This window comes from Leptospira tipperaryensis, from assembly GCF_001729245.1.
Classification (GTDB): domain Bacteria; phylum Spirochaetota; class Leptospiria; order Leptospirales; family Leptospiraceae; genus Leptospira; species Leptospira tipperaryensis.
On sequence record NZ_CP015217.1, the window covers coordinates 1688449 to 1709218 of the forward strand.

At 40.1% G+C, this 20770-nt stretch carries 19 protein-coding genes and 2 pseudogenes; 13 read left to right on the forward strand and 8 right to left on the reverse strand.

What is annotated here, in order from left to right:
* Nucleotides 1–22: 22 nt before the first annotated feature.
* From A0128_RS22340 to A0128_RS22065, 3 genes and pseudogenes are all read left to right on the forward strand, one after another.
* Nucleotides 23–136, forward strand: a pseudogene (locus A0128_RS22340) (HupE/UreJ family protein); the annotation flags it as partial.
* On the forward strand, nt 110–592 hold the full coding sequence (locus A0128_RS08045) for an FG-GAP repeat protein (protein ID WP_345788275.1): 483 nt from the start codon (nt 110–112) through the stop codon (nt 590–592). The pseudogene A0128_RS22340 and the gene A0128_RS08045, both read left to right, overlap by 27 nt.
* On the forward strand, nt 532–696 hold the full coding sequence (locus A0128_RS22065; RefSeq protein ID WP_156781797.1) for a hypothetical protein: 165 nt from the start codon (nt 532–534) through the stop codon (nt 694–696). Before A0128_RS08045 ends, A0128_RS22065 begins: the two co-directional genes overlap by 61 nt.
* Nucleotides 697–740: 44 nt before the next feature.
* On the opposite strand, the gene A0128_RS08050 is transcribed toward A0128_RS22065, so the two are convergent.
* Nucleotides 741–3194: a hypothetical protein gene (locus A0128_RS08050; protein ID WP_069609199.1), complete on the reverse strand. Its 2454-nt coding sequence runs from the start codon at nt 3192–3194 to the stop codon at nt 741–743.
* A 565-nt stretch (nt 3195–3759) separates the two neighbouring features.
* On the opposite strand from A0128_RS08050, the gene A0128_RS08060 reads away from it, so the two are divergent.
* The 3 genes from A0128_RS08060 (at nt 3760) to A0128_RS08075 (ending at nt 6008) form a co-directional block, all read left to right on the forward strand.
* On the forward strand, nt 3760–4188 hold the full coding sequence (locus A0128_RS08060; protein ID WP_069607035.1) for a DoxX family protein: 429 nt from the start codon (nt 3760–3762) through the stop codon (nt 4186–4188).
* Nucleotides 4189–4376: 188 nt separating this feature from the next.
* Nucleotides 4377–4715 (forward strand): YciI family protein, encoded by a 339-nt coding sequence (locus tag A0128_RS08070; RefSeq protein WP_069607037.1) that lies wholly within the window; start codon nt 4377–4379, stop codon nt 4713–4715.
* A 54-nt stretch (nt 4716–4769) separates the two neighbouring features.
* The gene (locus A0128_RS08075; protein WP_069607038.1) at nt 4770–6008 is read left to right on the forward strand and encodes an RNA polymerase sigma factor; all 1239 of its coding nucleotides are present in this window, start codon (nt 4770–4772) and stop codon (nt 6006–6008) included.
* Nucleotides 6009–6092: 84 nt separating this feature from the next.
* Here the strand turns inward: A0128_RS08075 and A0128_RS08080 are convergent, their stop codons facing one another.
* Nucleotides 6093–6581, reverse strand: a complete 489-nt coding sequence (locus tag A0128_RS08080) for a hypothetical protein (RefSeq protein WP_069607039.1) — start codon at nt 6579–6581, stop codon at nt 6093–6095.
* 1240 nt (nt 6582–7821) lie between these two features.
* Between A0128_RS08080 and A0128_RS08090 the strand changes: the two genes are divergently transcribed.
* Nucleotides 7822–8832, forward strand: a complete 1011-nt coding sequence (locus A0128_RS08090) for a DUF6454 family protein (RefSeq protein ID WP_069607041.1) — start codon at nt 7822–7824, stop codon at nt 8830–8832.
* A 387-nt stretch (nt 8833–9219) separates the two neighbouring features.
* On the opposite strand, the gene A0128_RS08095 is transcribed toward A0128_RS08090, so the two are convergent.
* Nucleotides 9220–10185, reverse strand: a complete 966-nt coding sequence (locus tag A0128_RS08095; RefSeq protein WP_069607042.1) for an NAD(P)-dependent oxidoreductase — start codon at nt 10183–10185, stop codon at nt 9220–9222.
* A gap of 116 nt (nt 10186–10301) precedes the next feature.
* On the opposite strand from A0128_RS08095, the gene A0128_RS22070 reads away from it, so the two are divergent.
* The 6 genes and pseudogenes from A0128_RS22070 to A0128_RS22350 form a co-directional block, all read left to right on the forward strand.
* A complete protein-coding gene (locus A0128_RS22070) occupies nt 10302–10454 on the forward strand; it encodes a hypothetical protein (protein WP_156781798.1) in 153 nt (50 codons plus the stop codon).
* Between the two features lie 338 nt (nt 10455–10792).
* Nucleotides 10793–12544 carry a transposase gene (locus A0128_RS08100; RefSeq protein WP_083244090.1) on the forward strand — a complete coding sequence of 584 codons (1752 nt, stop codon included), beginning with the start codon at nt 10793–10795 and terminating at the stop codon, nt 12542–12544.
* Complete coding sequence (locus A0128_RS08105) at nt 12541–12855, forward strand: HNH endonuclease (protein WP_069607043.1); 315 nt, start codon at nt 12541–12543, stop codon at nt 12853–12855. The genes A0128_RS08100 and A0128_RS08105 overlap by 4 nt, the downstream gene beginning before the upstream one ends.
* Nucleotides 12824–13477, forward strand: coding sequence for a hypothetical protein (locus A0128_RS22345; RefSeq protein WP_069609200.1), 654 nt, complete (start codon nt 12824–12826; stop codon nt 13475–13477). The genes A0128_RS08105 and A0128_RS22345 overlap by 32 nt, the downstream gene beginning before the upstream one ends.
* 364 nt (nt 13478–13841) lie before the next feature.
* Nucleotides 13842–14600 carry a GIY-YIG nuclease family protein gene (locus A0128_RS08120; RefSeq protein WP_069607045.1) on the forward strand — a complete coding sequence of 253 codons (759 nt, stop codon included), beginning with the start codon at nt 13842–13844 and terminating at the stop codon, nt 14598–14600.
* Nucleotides 14601–14924 (forward strand): annotated as a pseudogene (locus A0128_RS22350) (hypothetical protein); the annotation flags it as partial. It abuts the gene before it with no gap.
* A 143-nt stretch (nt 14925–15067) separates the two neighbouring features.
* Here A0128_RS22350 and A0128_RS08125 read toward each other — a convergent pair.
* Genes A0128_RS08125 through A0128_RS08145 form a run of 5 tightly spaced genes read right to left on the reverse strand, consistent with a single transcriptional unit; the run spans nt 15068 to nt 20723 of the window.
* Nucleotides 15068–16324, reverse strand: a complete 1257-nt coding sequence (locus A0128_RS08125) for an ATP-binding protein (RefSeq protein WP_069607046.1) — start codon at nt 16322–16324, stop codon at nt 15068–15070.
* Nucleotides 16325–16372: 48 nt separating this feature from the next.
* Entirely contained in the window at nt 16373–16963 is a 591-nt protein-coding gene (locus A0128_RS08130) for a tetratricopeptide repeat protein (protein WP_427854334.1), read from the reverse strand.
* Nucleotides 16960–18321, reverse strand: coding sequence for a Kelch repeat-containing protein (locus A0128_RS08135; protein WP_069607047.1), 1362 nt, complete (start codon nt 18319–18321; stop codon nt 16960–16962). The genes A0128_RS08130 and A0128_RS08135 overlap by 4 nt, the downstream gene beginning before the upstream one ends.
* 37 nt (nt 18322–18358) lie before the next feature.
* Complete coding sequence (locus tag A0128_RS08140; RefSeq protein ID WP_069607048.1) at nt 18359–19777, reverse strand: SBBP repeat-containing protein; 1419 nt, start codon at nt 19775–19777, stop codon at nt 18359–18361.
* A 40-nt stretch (nt 19778–19817) separates the two neighbouring features.
* The gene (locus tag A0128_RS08145; protein ID WP_069607049.1) at nt 19818–20723 is read right to left on the reverse strand and encodes an LA_3334 family protein; all 906 of its coding nucleotides are present in this window, start codon (nt 20721–20723) and stop codon (nt 19818–19820) included.
* Nucleotides 20724–20770: the final 47 nt, after the last annotated feature.

Consider the following 20770-nt stretch of genomic DNA (forward strand, 5'->3'; position numbering starts at 1 on the left):
CGAATATGATAGGGTAGTAGTTTTCGGTTTTGCGGGATTTCTACTCGCGACCGGATTGGAAGGGGCCCGACTGATAGAACCGCTGTTTGGTTTTAATCTCGGAGTCGAGATCGGTCAACTTATGCTGGTTCTTTTGGCGCAGGAAGCGTATTTGAAATCAAACAACGCAGCCAACAACGATCCATTTGGATCGGAGATTGCAGTGACCGGTGATACTTTAATCGTCGGTGTGAGCCAAGACGATACGAGCGCGAGTAACTCGGGCACCGTGCACGTATTTAAAAGAACCGGTACAAATTGGGCAAGAGACGCGTTTCTAAAAGCGTCCACCCCGATCGCAAATGCGCTCTTTGGCATATCCGTCGGAATTTCAAACGATAGAATGATCGTAGGAGCAACCGGACAAAATGGAAATGCCTATGTGTTTCAGAAAACGGTTTCCGGTTGGTTGGAAGAGGCGATCCTAACGGCGCCTAACGCAGAATTAAACGATCTATTTGGAAAGGCGGTTGCGATCACGTTTCCAACGTTATGGGCGGACCGCCGGGAGAATACGGAAGTCTTGCCATCTACGGGGATACGATTGCGTTAGGAGTTCCGGATGAAAAAGGAGGAACTAACGTTCCGTCTCCTTTGGCTCCCAATGGAGACAATACAAAAACAAAAGCCGGCGCGGTCTATATCTTCACTCGATAAAGTATAAATCTTCTCATAGTGATTTTTTCATTTTAGAATTCAGTTCAAAAACAATTTCCGTCCGATTCAAAGACGCCGATCGAAATCGAATCGGAGCCTAAGGGTGCAAACGGACTCGCTGCATTTGTCCTTGTATTTTGCGCAAAGTCGGTGGCAAACAATGGAAAAAAAAACGCAGGGATAAGAGGAGCGATTCTCAAATCGATTCCACCATACAAAGAGCTACAGGGAGAATTTAAAGAAGTCGGAAGCCCCGTGGGAACGTTGAAATTCCAAACCTGCGCGATGGAAGTCGCCGTTTTGAATTGCGGATTCTTATCATAGTTGTTGGTATAATTTCCGGCCCCCAGACCCGAAATCGGACCGATCGGAAAAGAAAGGATACAATCCTGAGATAGAACCGCTCCGCAGAATTTATATTCCACCCCGCCTCCGAAAACATCCAAAACGGGAACATCAAGAAAAAAATTATTTCCTCGAATAAAGGAAGCCGCGGAAGGATACGCATCCGCGTAGAGAATTCCGACTCGATTGGTGACTGAAGATCTCGCAAAGATTTGATTGTTTGCGATCGTATAAACCTTGCCCGGAGCTGCGAAGCCGAGCGAGATTCCAGTTGCGTCCGCCATCGCAATAGCGGGAGAATTTCCAACGTAGATATGATTGTTAAAGATGGAGAGAAAACCCGGAACGCCGGAAGCATCGTCGATCAAAAAGCCCATCGTAAGAGAGGGAACCAAACTCGGATTGAGATATTGATGGGCGTTGATCTTGTTATCCACGATGATCGCACTGGATCCGGAAATGATAAAACCCGTAGCAAAGCCGCCCGCACTCTGTACTCCGTCGATCAAGTTTTGTTTGAGTATGATCGGTTGTGGAGTTCCCGATAGATCGATGTTCACTCCGGAGGAGAATCCGGTTCCCGATCCTGCTCGGATCCAATTTCCGGAAACGATTACGTTATCCGAGTTTTGAATTGCTAAACCGACTTTGGTTCCGGCGGCGATTGCGGGTGAAGTTTCGTTTCCAAAGATGATATTGTTTAAAATTCGAACCTGTCCCGCATTGAATCGACTATTTTGAATCGTAACTCCGACGCTGGAAACGTTATTCGGGTTTGCTCGGATGGAAAATCCGCTTACAATCAGATTGTTGGACGCTGAGGTCAATGAGTTTGTTGCGATGTCTATGACGCTGCAAAAGCTAGCGTCGCAGAAGGCAGGACCTCCGATCCCCGGATCTTGGATGATGGTTGGATTGTTGACCGGATCGGAATTTAAACCTCCAAAGCCGGAAGGGAAACCGCCGAGCAAAGAAGTCTGACTGGAAAGAGAAATTCTTCGCGTTGGAACGTAGGTTCCCGCGGCGACTAACACCGAACAGGGAGCGCCCACAAGATCACATTCCGTAACTCCAAACTCTATACTACTACAATAGGCGGAAGGAGGACCGCCGGTTCCGCAGCCGCTGATATCGTTTCCGCTTCCGATATCCACCATACGATTGTTGATCGCAGACTGGTTTGTAAATTCCAAGACGAGATCGTTCCCTCCTTGGATCGGAAGTCCGCCACCTCCCGTACATCCTCCCAGTTGTATAAACGCGTCTCCTAAAGGACCCCAAAAATCGGGACCGCTTGGAATGATAACTACCGTATCGTCGTTTGGAGCCGAAGGATATGTGATGGAAGGACGAGGAGAAGTTGTGTTAGCCACATTCGTTTTTCCTAATATTGCGGCGGCGGTATTGTAACCACAGCTTCCAGGGTCGATCCCGTGAAAGGAAAACTGGATCGTAATCTTTCCGCTGGGGAATAAGATCTTAGAAGTCGGAGAATATTGTAAAGGACTGATACAGTCGATGAGAATCGTGACCGGGCCTCCTGCTAAATTTCCGTTTCCGGAAAGTGCGGGAACAAAAACGCAGGTATGTTTGGGAGGAACTGAAATAAAACCAATGGAGTAAGCCGCTGTATCTCCGACTTGGCTTCCAAAAGTTTGAGTCGTATCGTTGGTAAAAGAAATTTGATCGGTCATGTTTTGTAAGATCAAAGGGGAGGCGCTTGCGGTCGCTGGATCCAATCCGATGACTCTTACCGAAACATCATAGAAAGAAGTTCCGCAGGTGATAAAGATTGTAGTTTGAGGACGTATGATCGGACCGTTTGGATTTTGAATTCGGCAAGTCTGAGCGGGAGTTGTGGACGGTCCAATGCTTGTGACCGAATAAGAAGATCCGATGCGGACTAACGTAGGGAATGCTTGCGTAGTATTTTGAGTGAATGTAAGGGATTCTCCTATGTCGTTATTGACCGTGAGAGTTCCCGCATTCAAACCCGAAACCTGAACCAAAACTTTTACCGGAGTATTCAGTTGTTCGATGTTGCGTTCTAAGGGAAAGAGTTCGATCACCCCCGGTTTCTGAGGGCGTTTTACACAATGGATAAAAAGAATCAAAGCCGAAACCAAAAGAAAGACTCGGGTAAGAATTTGCATTCTTTCCTTACGAGGTCGTTCGTTTTCAATCCTCATATTCAAATTGAATAATGTGTTTTCGATTTTCACGGCTTTTGCTTTGTTTTTATAAATGATTCTTATGAAATAAAAATAGATAAGAATCATTTATAAGTATTTATACTTGATTAACACGGACTCGGAAGGAAAGGTGCGGGAAAAAAACGGAATCGGAAGACCTGAGGAACCAACGACCTATTTTTAGGAATCAAAAAGAGAGGGGCGTCTTCGAGCGATAAATCTTTGTTAAACGAAAAGACAAGAGGCAGAGAATAAAAAGAGAACCAGGTTTGGAAGAAATTTATTTCCTATTTGGTTTCGTTTTTGACTTCGATTTCTTCGAGTCGTCCGAGATGGCTATTTTGCGAATTCCGGTCTGGGTGGGCTTTCCAAAATAGGGAAGAACCGCGCTTTAGGGCCTTTTACAAAGGAAAAATAGAGCCGGTTTCTCCAAAAAAAAGAACGGGACGATGTCCAATTTTCAAAATCTCGATCCTCATTGAAATAGAATCCGAGGATTCAATTTCGATTTAAAGGAGAATCTGATATGGCAAGTTTGATTGAAGAAAGAGGAAAGGTACAAGAAACGGAGTCAGAGAAAAAAGAAAAGTGGCTTCAAACTGCAAAGTGGATCTATTGGACCCTTACGCTTTTTTTTACGGTAACAATGATCGCGGCTGGGATCGCGTATCTTTTGGGAGTCAAGGAACCCGTGGAGGGAATTACAAAACTGGGCTATCCGCTCTACGTGATGAAAATTTTGGGAGTCGCAAAAATTTTGGGTGGAATCGCGATTCTTCAAAACCGATTTCAAACGCTGAAAGAATGGGCCTATGCGGGATATACGTTTAACTTGATCGGTGCCTCATCCTCTCATCTGTTTGTGGGAAACGGTCTCGGAGATGTCCTCACTCCGCTTATCATTCTTTGTGTGGTTCAAATTTCTTACCGTCAATGGAAGACCGGTTGGATGTAAACACGTCCGGATCGATTTGACTTTCGCAGTGGCTCCGGTCTACTGTGACATTCCGATTCAAAACCGGTTTGGAAAAGGGCCTCGAAATTTTTGTGTAAAAAGAACAAACAAAATACGAACGGTCCTTTTTCAAAGAAAACGAACATTCACAAACGAAGCATTCAAAAAACATAAAGTGGAGAAACAATATGAACGAGTTCTTACTTCTATTTAGACAACCGAGTTACGACTATAGCGACATTTCGCCAAACGAGATGCAGGCGCTCGGAAAAAAATGGCAAGACTGGGTCGGCGGGATCGTCGCACAAGGAAAACTTGCAAGCAACGGCCCAAGACTCGCGACCGAAGGCAAGGTTTTAAAATCAGGAGGAGTGATCACCGATGGACCCTTTGTCGAAATCAGAGAGCGACTGGGAAGTTTTATCATCGTTCGCGCGGAGAGTTTAGAAGAAGCCACAACATTGGCGCACGGTTGTCCTGCTTTGGACGCAGGCGGGAGCGTTGAAATTAGACAGGTCATCGGATAACTTGAGATAACGAACTTCGCCTGCTTTTCCAAAGAGCGGGCTGGTATCTTTACGATGGAAGAAACAGAACACGAATCACTCAAATATCTTTTTCAACACGAGTTTTCTAAAATGGTGGCCGTTATAAGCGGTCTTTACGGATTGCAACACATAGAAATTGCAGAAGATATCGTGAGTGAAACATTTCTGCTCGCGGCGGAAACTTGGGGGATCAAGGGAGTTCCCGAAAATCCAACGGCGTGGCTCTATGTTGTCGCAAAACAAAAGACACTCTATCATTTTAGAAGAAATAAAATTTTAAAAGACAAAATCATTCCCGAGCTGACTTCGAAACAAGAGAAGAATCAGGATACGGAAGAGTTGAACTTTTCTCCGGAGAACATAAAGGACAAACAACTTCAAATGCTCTTTGCGATCTGCGATCCCGCGATCGCGAGCGAGGCTCAGATCGGATTGGCCTTGAGAATTCTATGTGGTTTCGGAATCGATGAGATCGCGGAAGCTTTTTTATCCAATAAAGAGGCGATCAACAAACGTTTGTTTCGGGCCAAAGAAAAATTAAGAAGCGAAAGAATCAAGATGGAGTTTCCATCGGAGGACGAAATTGAAAAACGGCTTGATACTGTTCTTCACGTCGTCTATTTGCTGTTCAGCGAAGGCTACTATTCTAAAACTCAAAATCAAATCTTGAGAAAGGATCTTTGTTTGGAGGCGATGCGTCTGGGAGTTATGCTTTCAGAATATGAAAAAACCAATCGACCGAAAACAAACGCTCTTTTGGCTCTGATGTGTTTTCACGCCTCTCGATTTAGCGCAAGACAAACGAGCGAAAATTCTTTTGTTTTATACGAAAAACAAGACGAGAATCTTTGGGATAAGGCTTTGATTCATCAAGGAATTCAATTCTTAGATCTTTCAGCTTCCGGAAACGAACTCGGTTCCTATCATCTGGAAGCAAGGATCGCATACTGGCATTGTATCAAGGAGGACAGCGCTGAAAAGTGGAAGGAGATTCTAAGTTGTTACGATCAACTTCTTAAAATCAATTATTCTCCCAGCGTTGCGTTGAATCGAATATTCGCCGTCTATAAGTGTAAAGGTTCTGCGGCCGCCATGGCTGAGGCCGAAAAGATAAAGTTTGAAAAAAATCACTTTTATTTTTTGCTTTTAGGCGAACTTATTAAAAATGAAGATCCTCAAAAAGCAAAAATTCATTTTCAAAAAGCGTATTCTTTGGCAAAAACTCAAACTGAAAAACAGGGCATTCAAGAAAAGATAGCCGAACTTTTTTAAATCGGCCCCTGTGCAATATTATAAAAGTATGTTTTACTGATGTGTTTTTAGTAATATTCAATTTTTATTGCTGAAGATAATTGCTTACTCTCTATAAGCTTCCGTTTGCCACCAACGTAAACCCATAAGCGCAAGTCCAAATGCGATGAGATAGAGCGCGATCGGAAGTGTGAGAGAAGGTTTTACCGCTCTGTCTTGAGTGACGAGGACTTGAATCTTGGCTCCGAGGTCATCCGAGTTTGCATTTTCAACTTCACCGAATTGGATTTTGTTATCGTAGCTCCAGAAGCCGTTACAAATTTCTGCGCGACGAATCTTTTTGCACGCGGTAACGCTTGCGGTCGAAGTGATTCCCGTTTTCTGTCTATAGATGAGATAACTTCCTCCTAATATAAAAGAAATACAAAATAAGCTGATTACACTTATGGCGATGGCGTTTCGAGTTCTGTGAGTCATGGTTAAAAAATTTACTATCTTATTTCTCTGAGCGCTAAGCTCTAAAGCAAAAAAGAAGGTTCGCTCCTTGCGTTCAATTCTTGGATAAGTAACCGCCACGCCGGCAAAGCTTTGCATGTTCCTAAATAAAAAAATAAGAATATCGATTTATATATTTTAGAAATCTCGATGATAGCAAAGTGGATAAATCGAATTCGCAAGTAAGGAAACATTTTGTTCCCATTTTAATGTCGTACATTTCTTTTGATTCAAATTTGTTGACAAAAATTAGCTCTCTATTCTGCGTTTCCTTTATTTTAAATAAGAAATTCTGGATGATCAACAAGACGTTTTAGAGCTTTTATGAAAGTTGCCGAGGAAAAAATCAATTTCCGCGCAGATCAAGTCGGGTTACCGATTCTTCTTCAAAAGCTTTGGATCCTTTCGATCAGTAAAACTAGAAAATTGGGACGATACTTCGAATACTTGCAAAGGAGAAATCGATCTATGTTTGAAAAAATATTTCACTTTTATAAAATTCTAAATTCTTAATATTTCAATGATAAAGACAGGAAGAAAAGGAGTCTGCTTGCGGCGATAAGGCTGAAAAACGCGAGATCGAACTTGTGACAAAAAAAGATAATGTTTCGCGGTCACTATTCTTGCCGAAGGGAATTCGTTGTTGCGAACCCGCATTTTCTTTCCGAGTATTTTAGTTCGTCCTTGTCTGTTTGAGCGCCAATTCCCGATTCCATAAAGCCGGAAATTTTACTCAGAGCGATCGAGCGGAAACGAAACCGTCTTCTTCTTAAAATTTTCAGATTCGACGTTTTCGCTGATCCTCGAGCCGGGTTCGTCGAGTTCGAGTCCAATCGGAATCACAAGCCTATCCTTCGATACTATCCAGTTTATCCGGAACACTGCGACTTTGGGCGTGCCCGCACTTCGTTGCGGTCGCGCTCTCCGCTTCAGTCAAGAAATTGCGTGAAGCGAAAAACTAAATTCTAAACAAAAGGGCAATTTCTTGACTCCGCATCGATCGCTCACGCGGAAGGAGAGGATCGTCTCGGATCATCAACCGAATTCCTAATAAAGAATCAGGTTCTATATTATAAGTAGGAGGTGAGTCGAGTTCTTAGAAATCCAAAAATGGATTGAAAGAAAAGCAGTTTGAAAGTAAGATTCGCCGACCTTTTTTAGAAGGGAAGAACAGAGTATCTTTGGGTGGATGAAAAGATGCTTTTTTTGTGTCGAATGTCCGTTTAAAAAAGGTTCTATTTGATTCCGGTTGGATACTTTATGAAAATTGAATGTATTCAACTGGGATGAATCGTATAAAATATAAAGAAATAGAATTGGATTTTGGAGGAAGTATCAAATGAAATCGTTCAAAATGAACGCAGCAGTGCAACCTATCCTGGTTGTTTTATTGTTCCTAACTACGTCGTTTCTTTCCGCGCAAGGTTTGAATATACAAAACCTGATCAGCGGCGCCGATTATCCCGTTGAAAATGTGGATTATTTTTTACAGGACGTTGGAACGGCGACTATCGGTTCCAGTCAGAACGGATGTCATTCTCAAGGAATAAAGTATGACGGAAATTTCTTTTATTCTTCCTGTATGGATACGAATGGAAACAATACGGCCTACCTTTTTGTTCACGATAAATACGGAAGACTGATCAAAAAGTTCAACGCCGGTTCTTCTTACGATCATCCGAGCGGAATTTTTTATTACAATGGATGGGCTTACGTCGGGTTTACGAGCAACGGGATCAATATGAGATCGCAACTCTATCGATTCAACGGAGCCGGAACGGTTCAGAATCTCGGATTTTTTGATCACTCCGTAGGTTTCGTGGGACAGCAGATTCCTTCCCCGAACAGTTCGACCTTTAGCGCAAAGACTCGTTATTATTCTTACGATCAGTATTACGAAAGACAGTGTAATGCGACAGACGGAAGTTGCGCGAGTTACAGCGATATTACAACCGGAAATAATATCAACAGCGCCGGTAAGGATGGGGTGCAAGACTGCGATGTATATTATAAAAATGGAGGATGGTATAAGGCTTGTATTTTGTTTTCGGCGAATCCGAATACGATTCGAGTCTGGAAAGGAAATCAACTCAAGCTTGCGCCCGAAAATTCACTGACGACGTATACGATGACGTATCAACCCGGACATTCCGGAGGATTCTCTTTTTACACGGATCCGAACGGAAAAAAATGGATCGTGACCACGCCACCTCCGGAGACAAATAGAAGATACTGTCAGGGTTGTACTCTTGTGGGTGGAAACAACTGCGCTTGCACCGATAAAAACAATCGTCAGAGAGTTCGATTTTACGCGTTCGATCATTTTCTATGGCCTTCCGGTCCCAATTGATCTAAGAACATAGCTAATACATATTGGAAAGAATTCTCACCTAATATAATTTAGGTGAGAATTTAAGTTTCTCTCTGGTCATGGACTGATGTATACCGTCCAACTCTCCGAGGGATCTTTTCCTTTCTTCGATTTTGAATCCCTTTTTATTTTGTCTTTCCTAACTTATCCGGAATTTCGGATCTTTCCTCATGTAATTCCTCAGGACTCAGGGTGTAGATTTTCATTTGGATCTGCGGTGGCATTAACGTTTCTTTGAAATTGGGATCTTGGCTTCGGTAATTATATCTGAGCTGGGTTGTATTCTAAAAAATAGATTCTATATATAGAATATTCTAAAACCTGCATTAAACCAAGTCGAGTTCAGGAAATGTATTAGATTAGGATTTAACTACTGATAAGCTCCGAGGAGGGCAGGTTCCCATCCAGATACTGAGCGACCTGTGTCGCAGCAATCTGAGCAAATTCTTCAAATACTTCCTCCACCGTCCAGCCGATATGAGGAGTTAAAAGAACGTTATCCAGTCTTCTAAGAGGTGAATTTTTATCCAGTGGTTCCTTCTCAAAGACGTCAAGACCGGCGGCCGCTATCGGACCGTTTTGAAGACAATGAACAAGGGCCGTTTCATCTAAGATGGCTCCACGGGAAGTATTGATTAAGATCGAACCTTCTTTAAACAATTGAAATGTCTCCGCACTCAGTAATCCGGTGGATTCCGGAGAGAGACGAAGATGTACGCTTATGATATCGCTTGTTTTTAAAAGCTCTTCCAAGGGGAGTCTTGGAAAATTCTGATTTGTAGAAGGCGAATTGGTCGGTCGTTCCCAAGAAACTACATCCATTTGAAACGCGGACTTTGCAATCTCAGCAACTTTAGAACCGTGTCGCCCTAAACCTAATATTCCCAATCGTCTATTGCTCAAGGTTCTTCCAAGAAGTTTTGGCCATCCGCCGCTTTTCATTTCTACCTGAGCCTGCGGTATCAGATGGACTAAGCTTAACATTATCGCGACCGTCAATTCCGGTACGGATAAGATGGGAGCTTTTGCTCTTCTACCAAGCGCAATCTTGATTCCTCTTTCCGAAGCTGCCTCTTGATCGATATGATACGCATGTCCCCCTGTTTGGAGAACCAATTTCAGATTGGGTAATAAATCGAAATTTTTTGCGGTAAGAGGTGTACGTTCACGAATTGCCATAAGAAAAATAACATCTTTCAGTTCTTCCTCAGACATCTCTTCTAACGGTTTCGTTATATATTTGATATGAACGGATTCTGAGATCTTATTCCAAGCGGAGGACTCTGCGATCTTTCCTTCCCAATCGTCTAACACTAACATCAACGGTTTCATAATATACAATCTGCATACGCATTCGGAAGGAACAAGTTTAATCCGACCTAGCGGAAAATATAAAGAATCAAGTTAGGATTTAGTTAAAAATTCGTATTGCATATTCTAAAGATAGAATGGAATTTAAAATTGTCGCTTGGGAAGAATTATATACGGTTCATTCCTTATTTTCCTTACGAATCCGTTGCCTTTGTAAAAAAGAAGATGGAGGAGTGGGCGCTGCAAAAACCGACGTCTCGAAAAATTATACGCGCAGGATCTTTCTTTAGTCAGAGTGCAAGAGGTTTTGCGATCAAGTTACAGAGATTTGCAAAATCCTGACCTCATAACGAACTTTATCGGGTTACCAAGTCTAAGGATCTCAAAGGTGCTCTTCAAAGAATACTAAACGGAGAAAAGGTGCCTATCGTATCCTTGATAGGGGTTGGGTTTGGACGGAGTATGAACTTCCTCCAATGTCTGAGTATTTGCTTAAGGCATGATCACATGCTCAATTTAAAGAGACTCGTGAGAAGTAATTCTTTATCTGTTTCTCAGAACCAATCCCAACCGACAGACTCAATTTCTTACCCAAGTCCCCGAAACACAGAGTAAGAAACCTACTAAAATGAGGATCGCTCAGGATCTGAATTTTAGTACCGCAAAAATTTCCACCCCCATTCAGCCATCACGCCCGCAACCACTAACGTCAGCACAATTGAAAGAGAAACGTAAGAACCCAGCAATCAACATCGACTTCTTTACGAACTTAACAAAGAAGATCCTGAATGACTTCTACCCAAAATATTGTCCGAATTGCCCCGACACTTTACTGACGAAAGAAATCTCAACTCAGCCTGAATTGATCCGATGTGAAGGATGTAGGTATCTAACGTCACGTCTGAGTTACACCCCCCTTCATCACATGAAACTTCCATTGTGGATGTTCTCTTACGTTTTCTACGAAAGCATGATTCAGCATCCGAAGGTAGTCACCTCAACTGAGATTAGTAAAAGACTGAGGCTATCCTACAAGGGCGCGGCAATGTTGAAGAAAAGATTTCAAGTCTTCGCCTCACAGCAACTTCCTAAATACAAACAACTTACCTTTGATGCACTCGACAGAGAGTTTAAAGATTTCTCACTTCCACCTAATGAAGATACTGATATTACTGAAATCATGGAAAACCGTCCATACGTCTGTGCTGATACAGTAGTTTTGTATTCAGCAAGTCAGAGGGCTAACCAGGGACGTAAACGCTATCGCCACTCTGGTTCTACATCTTCTATTTATCTCTCCGACAAACTTGGAGGAAGACAAGTTGGAACATTAGTTCATACAATTGGGATTAAGAATGGTCCAGTCTTCTTTCACTCAGTCCCAAATCAAAAAGCAAACACTTTAGGACCGATCATCAAGGATTATCTTCCTTTACGAACTCCCTTAATGACTGATGAAGGCTATCCTTGGCTTTGGGGAATTTACAAAAATCACCGAAGTGTAAATCACTCAGCTCATTCTAAAGATGCTCGCTACCGTTGGGCAAGAAATCGTTGGAGTAAGAATGGAGTTCATTCACAAGTGGCAGAGGGAAATCATCGGTTACTCAAATCTGCTTTTTCTTCTTACTGTTACATTCGTCCTGAAAACTCTACTCGTTACTTGAATGAGTTTTCCTTTCTCAAGAATGCTCATGTGTTTGGGTTGGATGTGATTTGTGAGAATGGAGAGATGCTAGCTAGTGAAGTTGATGAGGGAAGAGGGGTGGGTAGAGTATCCTTTGGTTCCGATCCCCGAGGGCCGTTAGGTCCAGCAGTTGGGATCGGAAGGAAGGGATTTGAGCTGAAAAAGAACGTCTTGAGTTCTGAAAATTGGTTAAGTTCTTTAATCAAGGGTCTCGAGTATTTTTCGGAAACTGAGAGTTCAAGAGATAAGTTTACTTTTCAATCAGGCTTTTCTTTGCTCAATTCTCCGGCTTCTTTAATAGACGTTAATTCGCTTCTCTTAAAAGAAATGAAAGCTCACAATACTTTTTGGACTGATCAAAATAGAACCCCGGTTCAAAGGCGTAAAGAGTTAAAGCATCAGAAAACCGCTTCTAAGATCTGGAACCTAATTTCTGAAGGAAAGGAGAATGGTTCCCATTATTCCGTCTCTGAAGTTTGCACCTTACTTAATATTCACAAAGTTTCTGCCATGCTGATTCTCAGAAAATGGCTCAAGTTAAGATTGATTGAGAAACGAAGGATCAATCAAGCCTCGTATAATCGGACTATAGATTTTGGTCTTAAGAAGAAAGCTAAGGAATTTCCTTTCCTTCTGTATACAAATTTCAAGGACAAGAATGCTGATGATGGATCAGTGGGGAGACTCAAATGAAGAAAAAGAATCGAACCATGAAATACAGATTTCGAGCGGAAGATTTTTACAAGATTCTAAAAGCTCAAAAAGGGAAATGTTTTTTAACTGGAAGGGACGTTTACCCTGTGGATGCTCTCAATGAACACATTTTACCTTTGCGTAAAGGTGGTGAGCATGAGTTTAAAAATATTTGTCTTGTGATTTCTCCTTTGGCGAAGCTGAAACGATACTTTACGGAAGAAGAAATTGTTCACATGGCGGCTGACATTCTCAAATTCAAGGGAGAGAAATACGGATATCAAGTTGAGCAAACAAGAAGAAGAAAGTAGGCAATTTCCTCGGTGGTTAGCTCAAACCTTATCTCAGAATCTTAACATTAAGCATGAATACTTTTTGAGAGAAAGACGGAAAGTAAATCTCTGGGTTTCTTGGGGGAAGGCGGCAGAGAACTCTTGTAAGAGTCTCCTTACATTCATTAGCCAGTTTAAGTATATTAAGATTAGGAAAGATCCTCATTGGAAATTTAGGGCGATTTATTCAGCGAACTTAGTAAATAAAGTCGCGAGAAGTTTAACCGGTCAATCGAGGGTTGAGTTTATTGTTAAAGTCCTAAATCAATTTGCTCGAAAGACAGAACTTTATGATTCGATTAGCCCTATTCAATTGAGGATGGTTCATTTGGAAACAAACAGGTTAAACTGTTATGCCCGAGATTTGGATTTTTCGGATGGGCGAGCTAAACCTAAAAACTGGGTTTCTGCAGCCCGTAGGAATTATCTTAGAGCGTTACGAACTAACTTTCATTCGCCTGAGAGGGAGTTTTCAGGTTGGGATTTGTGTTTCAGGAATAACCGCGCGAAACTACACAGATTTGAAACGAACCTTTGGGATCGTTGTTTTGAGAAAAATCAGAAGAGAATGGAAGTAATTGAAGTTAATTCTTCAGTTTAGCAAGAGAGTTATAGATAAAAATTTACTTGAAGTGTAGCGATATCTTAGCTTAAATTTCGATTCATAAAACTTAAGCAACTAATTATAGAATATGAAATTCTTAACTTCGAATATTAAAATTCAAGCTTGTCCTAATTGTAAACATTGGTTTGGAATCAAGACAAAGAAACGCTTTATAAGAAAGGAAAACTACTGGTTATTTCGAATTGTTTGTAATTCATGTGGTCTGAAGACCGAAGAATTTGAACTTCTCGATCAAGCTAAGCTCGACTGGAACCAAGTGATATTTAAAGATTATGAAGAAGACGCGAATAAGGCTGTGCCTCCAATAGAATGACTGTTAAATTAAAGCTGTAGTTATAGTATGGATGAAGATAAATTAATAGAGTTACGATCTTCGGAGATTTTCGATCTTTTGGTAAGTATCGCAGATGCAGGAGGCGATTATTACTCAAATGTTTTTTATGTTAGAATGCCATTGGCTGATCAAGTTTTCGTATTTGAATATTATGCAGAAACCGGCATAAACATTGTTCAGGATTGGTTTTTAATTAGTACGTTTATTCATCTGGTTTCCATCAACTTAAAAAGTGGAGAATTTAATATTGAGAATTCTTTAATAGAAAAATTCGATATGTTTTTCAGAAAGGAAGATATAGGAAAAGTCGAAGGAATACTCAATGGAGATGGTCCGTGGAATTTTGATGCTATTATCGCTGATTATGGTTTACCAAAAGAGTATTGCTGGATAGTGTTTGAAACTTTTTTGGAGCTAAGTGGTAAAAATCGTTATAAAGTAATACAACAAATTCGTAAAAAGAATGCTGAGCTAAGTTTTAAAAATCCTAAACTTGGACCAGAAGGATATTTATATATTATTGCCGATGCTAAGCACTATAAAATTGGAATTACTCAAGATGTTGAAGCAAGGTTTCGAAATCTTCAGACTTCTACATCAAGCGAGCTTAAAATGGTATATTCGGAAAAATTAAGAGATTACCAGTCTTTAGAGAAAAAAATTCATAAAGAATTTGCACATAAGAGAGTAAAAGGAGAGTGGTTTGATCTTGTTGATGCAGATATAATTGCGATTAAAGCATTGATTGATAGCGCAAAACCTTGATTTGAATTTCATCCAGAAGAATACCGTCTGGTAAATGTAATCGAATTGCGAAAAATTTATCTGTAATATAATCGGATCAATTGTTATGCTCGGTACTTAAAAAAGGAATTTGAAGAATCTTTGCCGAAGACTTGGGTCCATGCTGCTCGTCGGAATTATCTTAGAATGTTGCGAACAGATCACATCGTTCCTGAGCGTGAATTTTCGGATTGGGATTTGTGCTTTAGATTTAATAGGGCGAGGCTCTGAAGATTGAGTGTAAATCCTTTGGAGGAGTGTGTTGAGAGGAATTTAGTGAGATTGGAACGGTCTAGGTTTGAATAAAGAAATTGAGGGACAGAATTTTAACTTCAAGCTACTGCAAAGCTGTATTTTACGGAGGGAAGTATTTAAATCTCAAATGAAATATTTGTAAATATTAAAATATCACAGAGTCTATATTCTTGAATTTTAAAATATGCTAAATCCTATCTACTGATGTCTTCTATAAAAATTCTTTCAACTGTTTCATCGCTCTGCTTCTTAAGTATTGATCGTATCGCCATTTTGTATACAGGATCTCTAAAAAGATAAGCATCCTTTTTTTGAGATCTCTTTAAAATTCCTCCCTCAATTGAAGACAATTCCGAAAGAATTTGACCTATTGCCAATTGAGTGCGAGATGTATTTAGAGGGAATTCTTCGCGCACTATAGTTTCCACTGATTGATAATTGAATTCAGAGGATTTGATTTTTCCCAACGCATATAATACTTGATTTCGGCGTCCCATTTCAGTAGTTCGTGCATTCATTAAAGAAACAATAGTTTGATAGGCATCTGACAAATGTTGTCTTAACCAGTCGGAATCAGTTTTGTCCAAAGCCGATTGTGAAATACTTAGCTCAGGAGTGTTATTTGCTAAAATTAAGCAATAGTCATGAAGTTTATCAGGAATTCCGTCTGTAACAAAATGAATGTGCTGAGAAGTAGGGTCAAAAAAGTCGGATTGATATTTTAGAAGTTCTATAAAACCCCTTTTTACTAATGTTTTTGATTCGGTATCTGAAAATCTAGGTAATTCAGGAATTTCAACCAAGCGATTGGTAATTGTTTCTTTTGAGGATAGATCTTTAAAATACTCCCTTATATTTGAAGGTGTTCCAACCAATAAAATCTTAACTTTGTATTGCGAATATCGTTCATCATCGAGTAGTATAATAATATTGGATAGTTCCTGCATTAATTTTGGGGAACCTAATATTGCTTCAAAATTGTCAAGAACTAGAACTCCTTTACTCTTGTTTGATTTCTGATTTATATACTGTAAAATTGCCTCATACGGTTCTTTAGTGGTTAGGGAGTATTTCTTAATATGGTTAAGCTTTAATTTTGCACTTAACCAGCTTAAAACACCCAAACCCATTTCCGCCTCTTTTGTTTCCGTATATTCTATTTCTTTAGCTTTTTCTAAACGGTTTAGATTGTTTTCTAATTCTTTCGAAATACTATCGAAACGAGCCGCGTTAGCTAGATTTGCGGGTTCATAAAAAATATTATTATTGCGAAAATAATTTTTATACAGCCACGACTTTCCGCTTCCGCTTTCACCATGTACTATGATATGCTTTGAAGATTTAAAAGCACTCTCAAAAGCCTTCTCTATTTCGTCTCGAAAAATATACATTTTCGAATTAACTTTTGAGGCCCTAGGAGTAAAAACTTGTTCGGATGATATATTTGTCATAAATCCCTCGATAGTTGGTTTAATTGATTTTCCGTAGCAGTTTCATCACTAATGTTTTCTTTTCGGTTTCAATAAAACAAAGCACTGAAGTAAAATGGAAATAGAAATTAATGCTAAAGTAAGGTAAAACTCATTCGATTTTTCCCGTAAAAGTCTGATCTCTTCTTTAATGCCTTTTAAAGACTCATTCATTTCTTGAAAGGGGAATGAATGAGTTCCAACTTCACTCGCTGTAGATCCAATACCCGAATATCGAGTTTTAAAAATTGATGAGGACGGAACATGATCTACGAGTTTCTTGTCTTTTAATTCCATATATCTGGCTCTCAGTGAAGGGTTATTCGGCCAATTGGAGAAAGCCTTTTCATAAATAGAGAACGCTGTTTTGAATTTACGCTCCTTGTATTTTTGATCAGCGATTTTAATCCAAACTTCTGTTTGATAAAGTTGAAGTGTGACATCGTTTGGATTGATCTTAATCCATTCATCAAGCAAGGATTGTGCCTCGGTCGCGCGATTCGAATCAATTAAGTCTTTGATTTGTTGATAAGAAGAATTCTCATCTATGCTTTGTGGATAGATAGAGACAGAAAATACAAGTGAAAGTAAGATTAAGCATAAAATGTTTTTCATCTTCATCTACTCAAAATTACCGCTTTGTGACCGTATCGAGCTACAGGTAAGGTAATTGTCTCTGTTCTCCACGGAGTCGTTGTAGGATTTCCTAAATCCATTGAGTAAACTTTGTCCTGCGGAACGTTTGTGAGATTGGCTCCACCAAAAAGAAACGCTCTCCTGAGTTCGTAGGAAACTTCCATTGCTGGATAATAAAGAGCAGTTGGTAAAATTCCACCGGCAGTATAATTGGAAGTCGTCGCTAAACTGTAATCAAACGTATTAGAAGACGTAACCGAAGTAGGGGGCTGAAACACGTCGGCTGTCGTTGATCCTCCGGCGATTAAGATCGCGGCTGGATCAGCAGGGTAGGTATCTTTAGGATTCGGACGATAACAAGCCATCGCGGCCCCATACTTTGCCTGGCTGATAGTGGCTTCGGTAAGAGAAGTCGTTGTATTCCCACTTGGAATATATGCATCGGATGTGTTAAAAGGAAGACCGTCGGAACTCCGTCTTCCACCCGAATAAAATAAGGTATCGTGGATCGCACAGCCCGGCATATCTACTCTTTGAAAAATTGCACTGTTGGAAACATACTTTAGCCAAGTTCCATTTGCTCCTAAAGAGGGTGTAAACTTGTAAACCGTGTTTGCGAGCGTTCCTGTCGTCATATCTGCTGAAGTTGTTCCCGATATAATATAAATATCGTTTCCAGATGAGAAAGCGATTCCTCCTTGATGAGTGTCAGGCATTGGGGAAAGAGTCTTCCATACGTTATTGAATGGATCGTATTCGCTTACTGTATTAACCGCCGTGAAAGTTACTCCTGATTTTACCAAGCCACCCATAACGTAGATCTTATTCTGATGAGAAACAATATTGGAGTAGGCTCTTGGAGTTGGGATACTCGTAATTGCTGGTAGCCATTGGTTCGTTACAGGGTCATACAAATCTACCTGTGCGATAGGAGAAATTCCAGCTCCAAGTCCTCCTACGATCCAAATTCCTCTCGTTTTCTGTGGTTGATCACTTACGAGTGTTTGGAAAGTAAGAAGTAATGGATTTGGGGGTGATTGTAAATCTCCACAAAAGGCCGAGTAAAAGTAGTTTGTTTGTGTTTCAAGGTTATTGATTACTACGATATGATCTTTCGAATTCGTAATGCTCGGTATCACTCCTTCGATGCTGGATTTCCCATATGCAACTGCGGCAGTAGACTCAGCTTTACATTTAAAGATAAAAGTTGCACTTGTTGCTCCTGGAATCACGAGAGGGAAGCCGTCGAGTTTGTGTGTATCAAGATTTGAGCCGTCGATCAACGGCGATTGACCGCAGTTAATAAAAGTTAGGAAGATGAAAATGGAGAAAATATATTTCATTCAATGGTTCCAAATGTTAGATGGTAAATACAGTATATTAATATTTTATTATAAATAGATTATAATCAAAACCAGGTTTTCCTAAAAAAGTTTCACCATTCAATGAACTTTCAGTAAAGCCCGTTAGGTATGAATGCCCTAATTGATCACCCGTAATTGAAGAAGCTTCGCAATTAAAACCTTTAAGGCCTGTAATAGAAGTCCAAATTTTATTGCCATTTAAGTCGAATTTCGTAGTGAATATATTGTGCTTGGCGTTCCTTGCGTCAGAGTGAGTTTGTTTATCTAAATTTCCAGTCGTATAACCCGTAACATAAATGTTTTGATTCTTATCGAAAACTATTCCTTTCCCTTCTGCAGTTTTGCCAGAAAGATCAAAACCAATGATTGTAAATCCTAATTGTCGAGTCCAAATGCGATTTCCATTTATATCAAATTTAACTATAAGAAGATCCGTTGCATTTTGTGCTGATTCTACTTGATCATCGATATTCCCATTTGTAGATCCGGTAATATAAATGTTTCCGAAATTGTCTAAAGTTAATGCATTGGATACTGTGTCTTTTCCAGGAACTCCAGTCTGCTTAGTCCAAAGTTTGTTTCCGTTATTATCAAATTGAATGAGCAAAAAATCTGTTGCTGAAACTCCATTCAACGGCGTTCCAGGTGTAGAGAAGGTTAAATAAATCCTTCCATTAGTGCTATCATATGCAATTGCCGAAGGAGATGGACCTGCATATAATTTAGTCCATTGTTTTGTTCCAGTAGAATTATACTTTACTATAAAATAACCATTTCCTCCACCTCCAAAGGTTTGGCCATCAAGTCCACTCGTAGAAGTTCCGGTAACAAAAATATTACCAGTGGAGTCAGTTACAGCACTTGTAGCACCCGCTTTTCCACCAGCTGCTATGCCAAGCAATCTTGTCCAAAGTTTGTTCCCATTAGAGTCAAATTTTACTATAAATAAGTCTCTATCAGCGAAATCAGGGGAACCGTCGAAAACCTCTCCGTCTAAAGCTCCATTTGTGGTTCCAACGGAGTAAACACTTCCAGAAGAATCAGATGCAATTGCAGAAGCATTTGTTTGATCACCTGCAACACCCATTAAGCGCGTCCATTGCTTGGAGCCGGATGAATTATATTTTGTTACAAAAAGATCGTAAATTCCAGTAAGAGGCTGGCCATCTAAATTTCCTGAAGCTTGCCCCGTTACATAGACATTGTTATTTTGATCCGATGAAATTGAATTTGCTTTTAGAAGTCCTGAGTTTTGTCCAAGTAGTCGAGTCCATTCCGCTTTTGGTCCGGGAGTTGTTATACCAGAAAACAGTTGAACTAGGGAGAATAATGTTAGGTCATCCATTTCTTTCTTATCATGCTTACAGGTAAGAAAGGTTCCTGTTAAAATAAGAATTAAAAGCACATTCTTGAATATCGTTGGTCTGAAATTCATCTTTTCTTTTCTCCCCTATTTAAATAAAAGATAAAGCAAATCATAATATCAACAAAGCACCCAACTCAACGCCTACATTACATACTTGACCATTGGATTCGAAAATACACGTCGAACGAATACCAGTTCGAAAAACAATGGATCTATATTGTAATCCTTGCCAACCAAACTCTAAATAAGTCGCAGGATTGGTTCCAGAAAATCTTTGGCTGTTTCCAGAATACTGAACGGTAGAAGAGCCAATTCCTACGTTGGTATAAAAATCCCAAAGTAGGCTTTCTCCGATTCGAAACGATCGATTGAAATAGAAAAATTGATTTAAGAATGAGTAATGTGATGAACCAGAGTTTGATTCTTGATATTCTAATCTGAGTCCGGGGCGAAATCTAAAGATTTCAAAGAATGCAGGTTCTAAATAAATACCAGTTCCAAATGTAGAAGGGTTAGACGCTCCGAGTGGAGCACCATTGGCGAGACCTGAAAGTGAAAATCCAAATTTATGATTCCAATTCTTTTCTCCGGCATTTAGATATTTTGGATTCAGATTCGGATTAGCAATTTCAGGCGCATCCGAAGAACTAATCTTATTTTTATCTAAATGAATGAAACCAAGATCGGTTTTAATCATGATCTCTTTTTCAGAATCTTCTGCTACGATTCCTTTGATCATACTTCCATCTTTAAGTTGAAAAGATGTGTAGTGATAGGAAGTGTCCGCACCGTTTTTCGATAAATCAATGAAGGCGATATCTTTCCTTGGGATTTCGTAGGTCTTTTCTTTCCATTGGAACTTTATTCGAATGTCTGATTCCTCCTGAATCTTCCCGATGAAGGCAGAGCCATCTTTCATCACGATTTCGGCTGGGAAGACAGCAAATGAGCTGAAAATCAGCACCGATAAGAATACAAAAGGGAAATATTTAGCAAGATTCCAGAATTTAAGCATGATAGGATTTTCGAAAAAAATAGGTATGGCTCAGAATAATAATTTCG

What these genes read in the sequence shown, in the direction of transcription:
- A0128_RS22070 (WP_156781798.1), top strand. Translation starts at nt 10,302, where the DNA reads ATGGAATTTAAAATTGTCGCTTGGGAAGAATTATATACGGTTCATTCC.
- A0128_RS08120 (WP_069607045.1), top strand. Translation starts at nt 13,842, where the DNA reads ATGGATGAAGATAAATTAATAGAGTTACGATCTTCGGAGATTTTCGAT.
- A0128_RS08090 (WP_069607041.1), top strand. Translation starts at nt 7,822, where the DNA reads ATGAAATCGTTCAAAATGAACGCAGCAGTGCAACCTATCCTGGTTGTT.
- A0128_RS08105 (WP_069607043.1), top strand. Translation starts at nt 12,541, where the DNA reads ATGAAGAAAAAGAATCGAACCATGAAATACAGATTTCGAGCGGAAGAT.
- A0128_RS08070 (WP_069607037.1), top strand. Translation starts at nt 4,377, where the DNA reads ATGAACGAGTTCTTACTTCTATTTAGACAACCGAGTTACGACTATAGC.
- A0128_RS08130 (WP_427854334.1), bottom strand. Translation starts at nt 16,963, where the DNA reads ATGAAGATGAAAAACATTTTATGCTTAATCTTACTTTCACTTGTATTT.
- A0128_RS08100 (WP_083244090.1), top strand. Translation starts at nt 10,793, where the DNA reads ATGAGGATCGCTCAGGATCTGAATTTTAGTACCGCAAAAATTTCCACC.
- A0128_RS22065 (WP_156781797.1), top strand. Translation starts at nt 532, where the DNA reads ATGGGCGGACCGCCGGGAGAATACGGAAGTCTTGCCATCTACGGGGAT.
- A0128_RS08080 (WP_069607039.1), bottom strand. Translation starts at nt 6,581, where the DNA reads ATGCAAAGCTTTGCCGGCGTGGCGGTTACTTATCCAAGAATTGAACGC.
- A0128_RS08125 (WP_069607046.1), bottom strand. Translation starts at nt 16,324, where the DNA reads ATGACAAATATATCATCCGAACAAGTTTTTACTCCTAGGGCCTCAAAA.
- A0128_RS08140 (WP_069607048.1), bottom strand. Translation starts at nt 19,777, where the DNA reads ATGAATTTCAGACCAACGATATTCAAGAATGTGCTTTTAATTCTTATT.
- A0128_RS08050 (WP_069609199.1), bottom strand. Translation starts at nt 3,194, where the DNA reads ATGCAAATTCTTACCCGAGTCTTTCTTTTGGTTTCGGCTTTGATTCTT.
- A0128_RS08145 (WP_069607049.1), bottom strand. Translation starts at nt 20,723, where the DNA reads ATGCTTAAATTCTGGAATCTTGCTAAATATTTCCCTTTTGTATTCTTA.
- A0128_RS08060 (WP_069607035.1), top strand. Translation starts at nt 3,760, where the DNA reads ATGGCAAGTTTGATTGAAGAAAGAGGAAAGGTACAAGAAACGGAGTCA.
- A0128_RS08075 (WP_069607038.1), top strand. Translation starts at nt 4,770, where the DNA reads ATGGAAGAAACAGAACACGAATCACTCAAATATCTTTTTCAACACGAG.
- A0128_RS08135 (WP_069607047.1), bottom strand. Translation starts at nt 18,321, where the DNA reads ATGAAATATATTTTCTCCATTTTCATCTTCCTAACTTTTATTAACTGC.
- A0128_RS08095 (WP_069607042.1), bottom strand. Translation starts at nt 10,185, where the DNA reads ATGAAACCGTTGATGTTAGTGTTAGACGATTGGGAAGGAAAGATCGCA.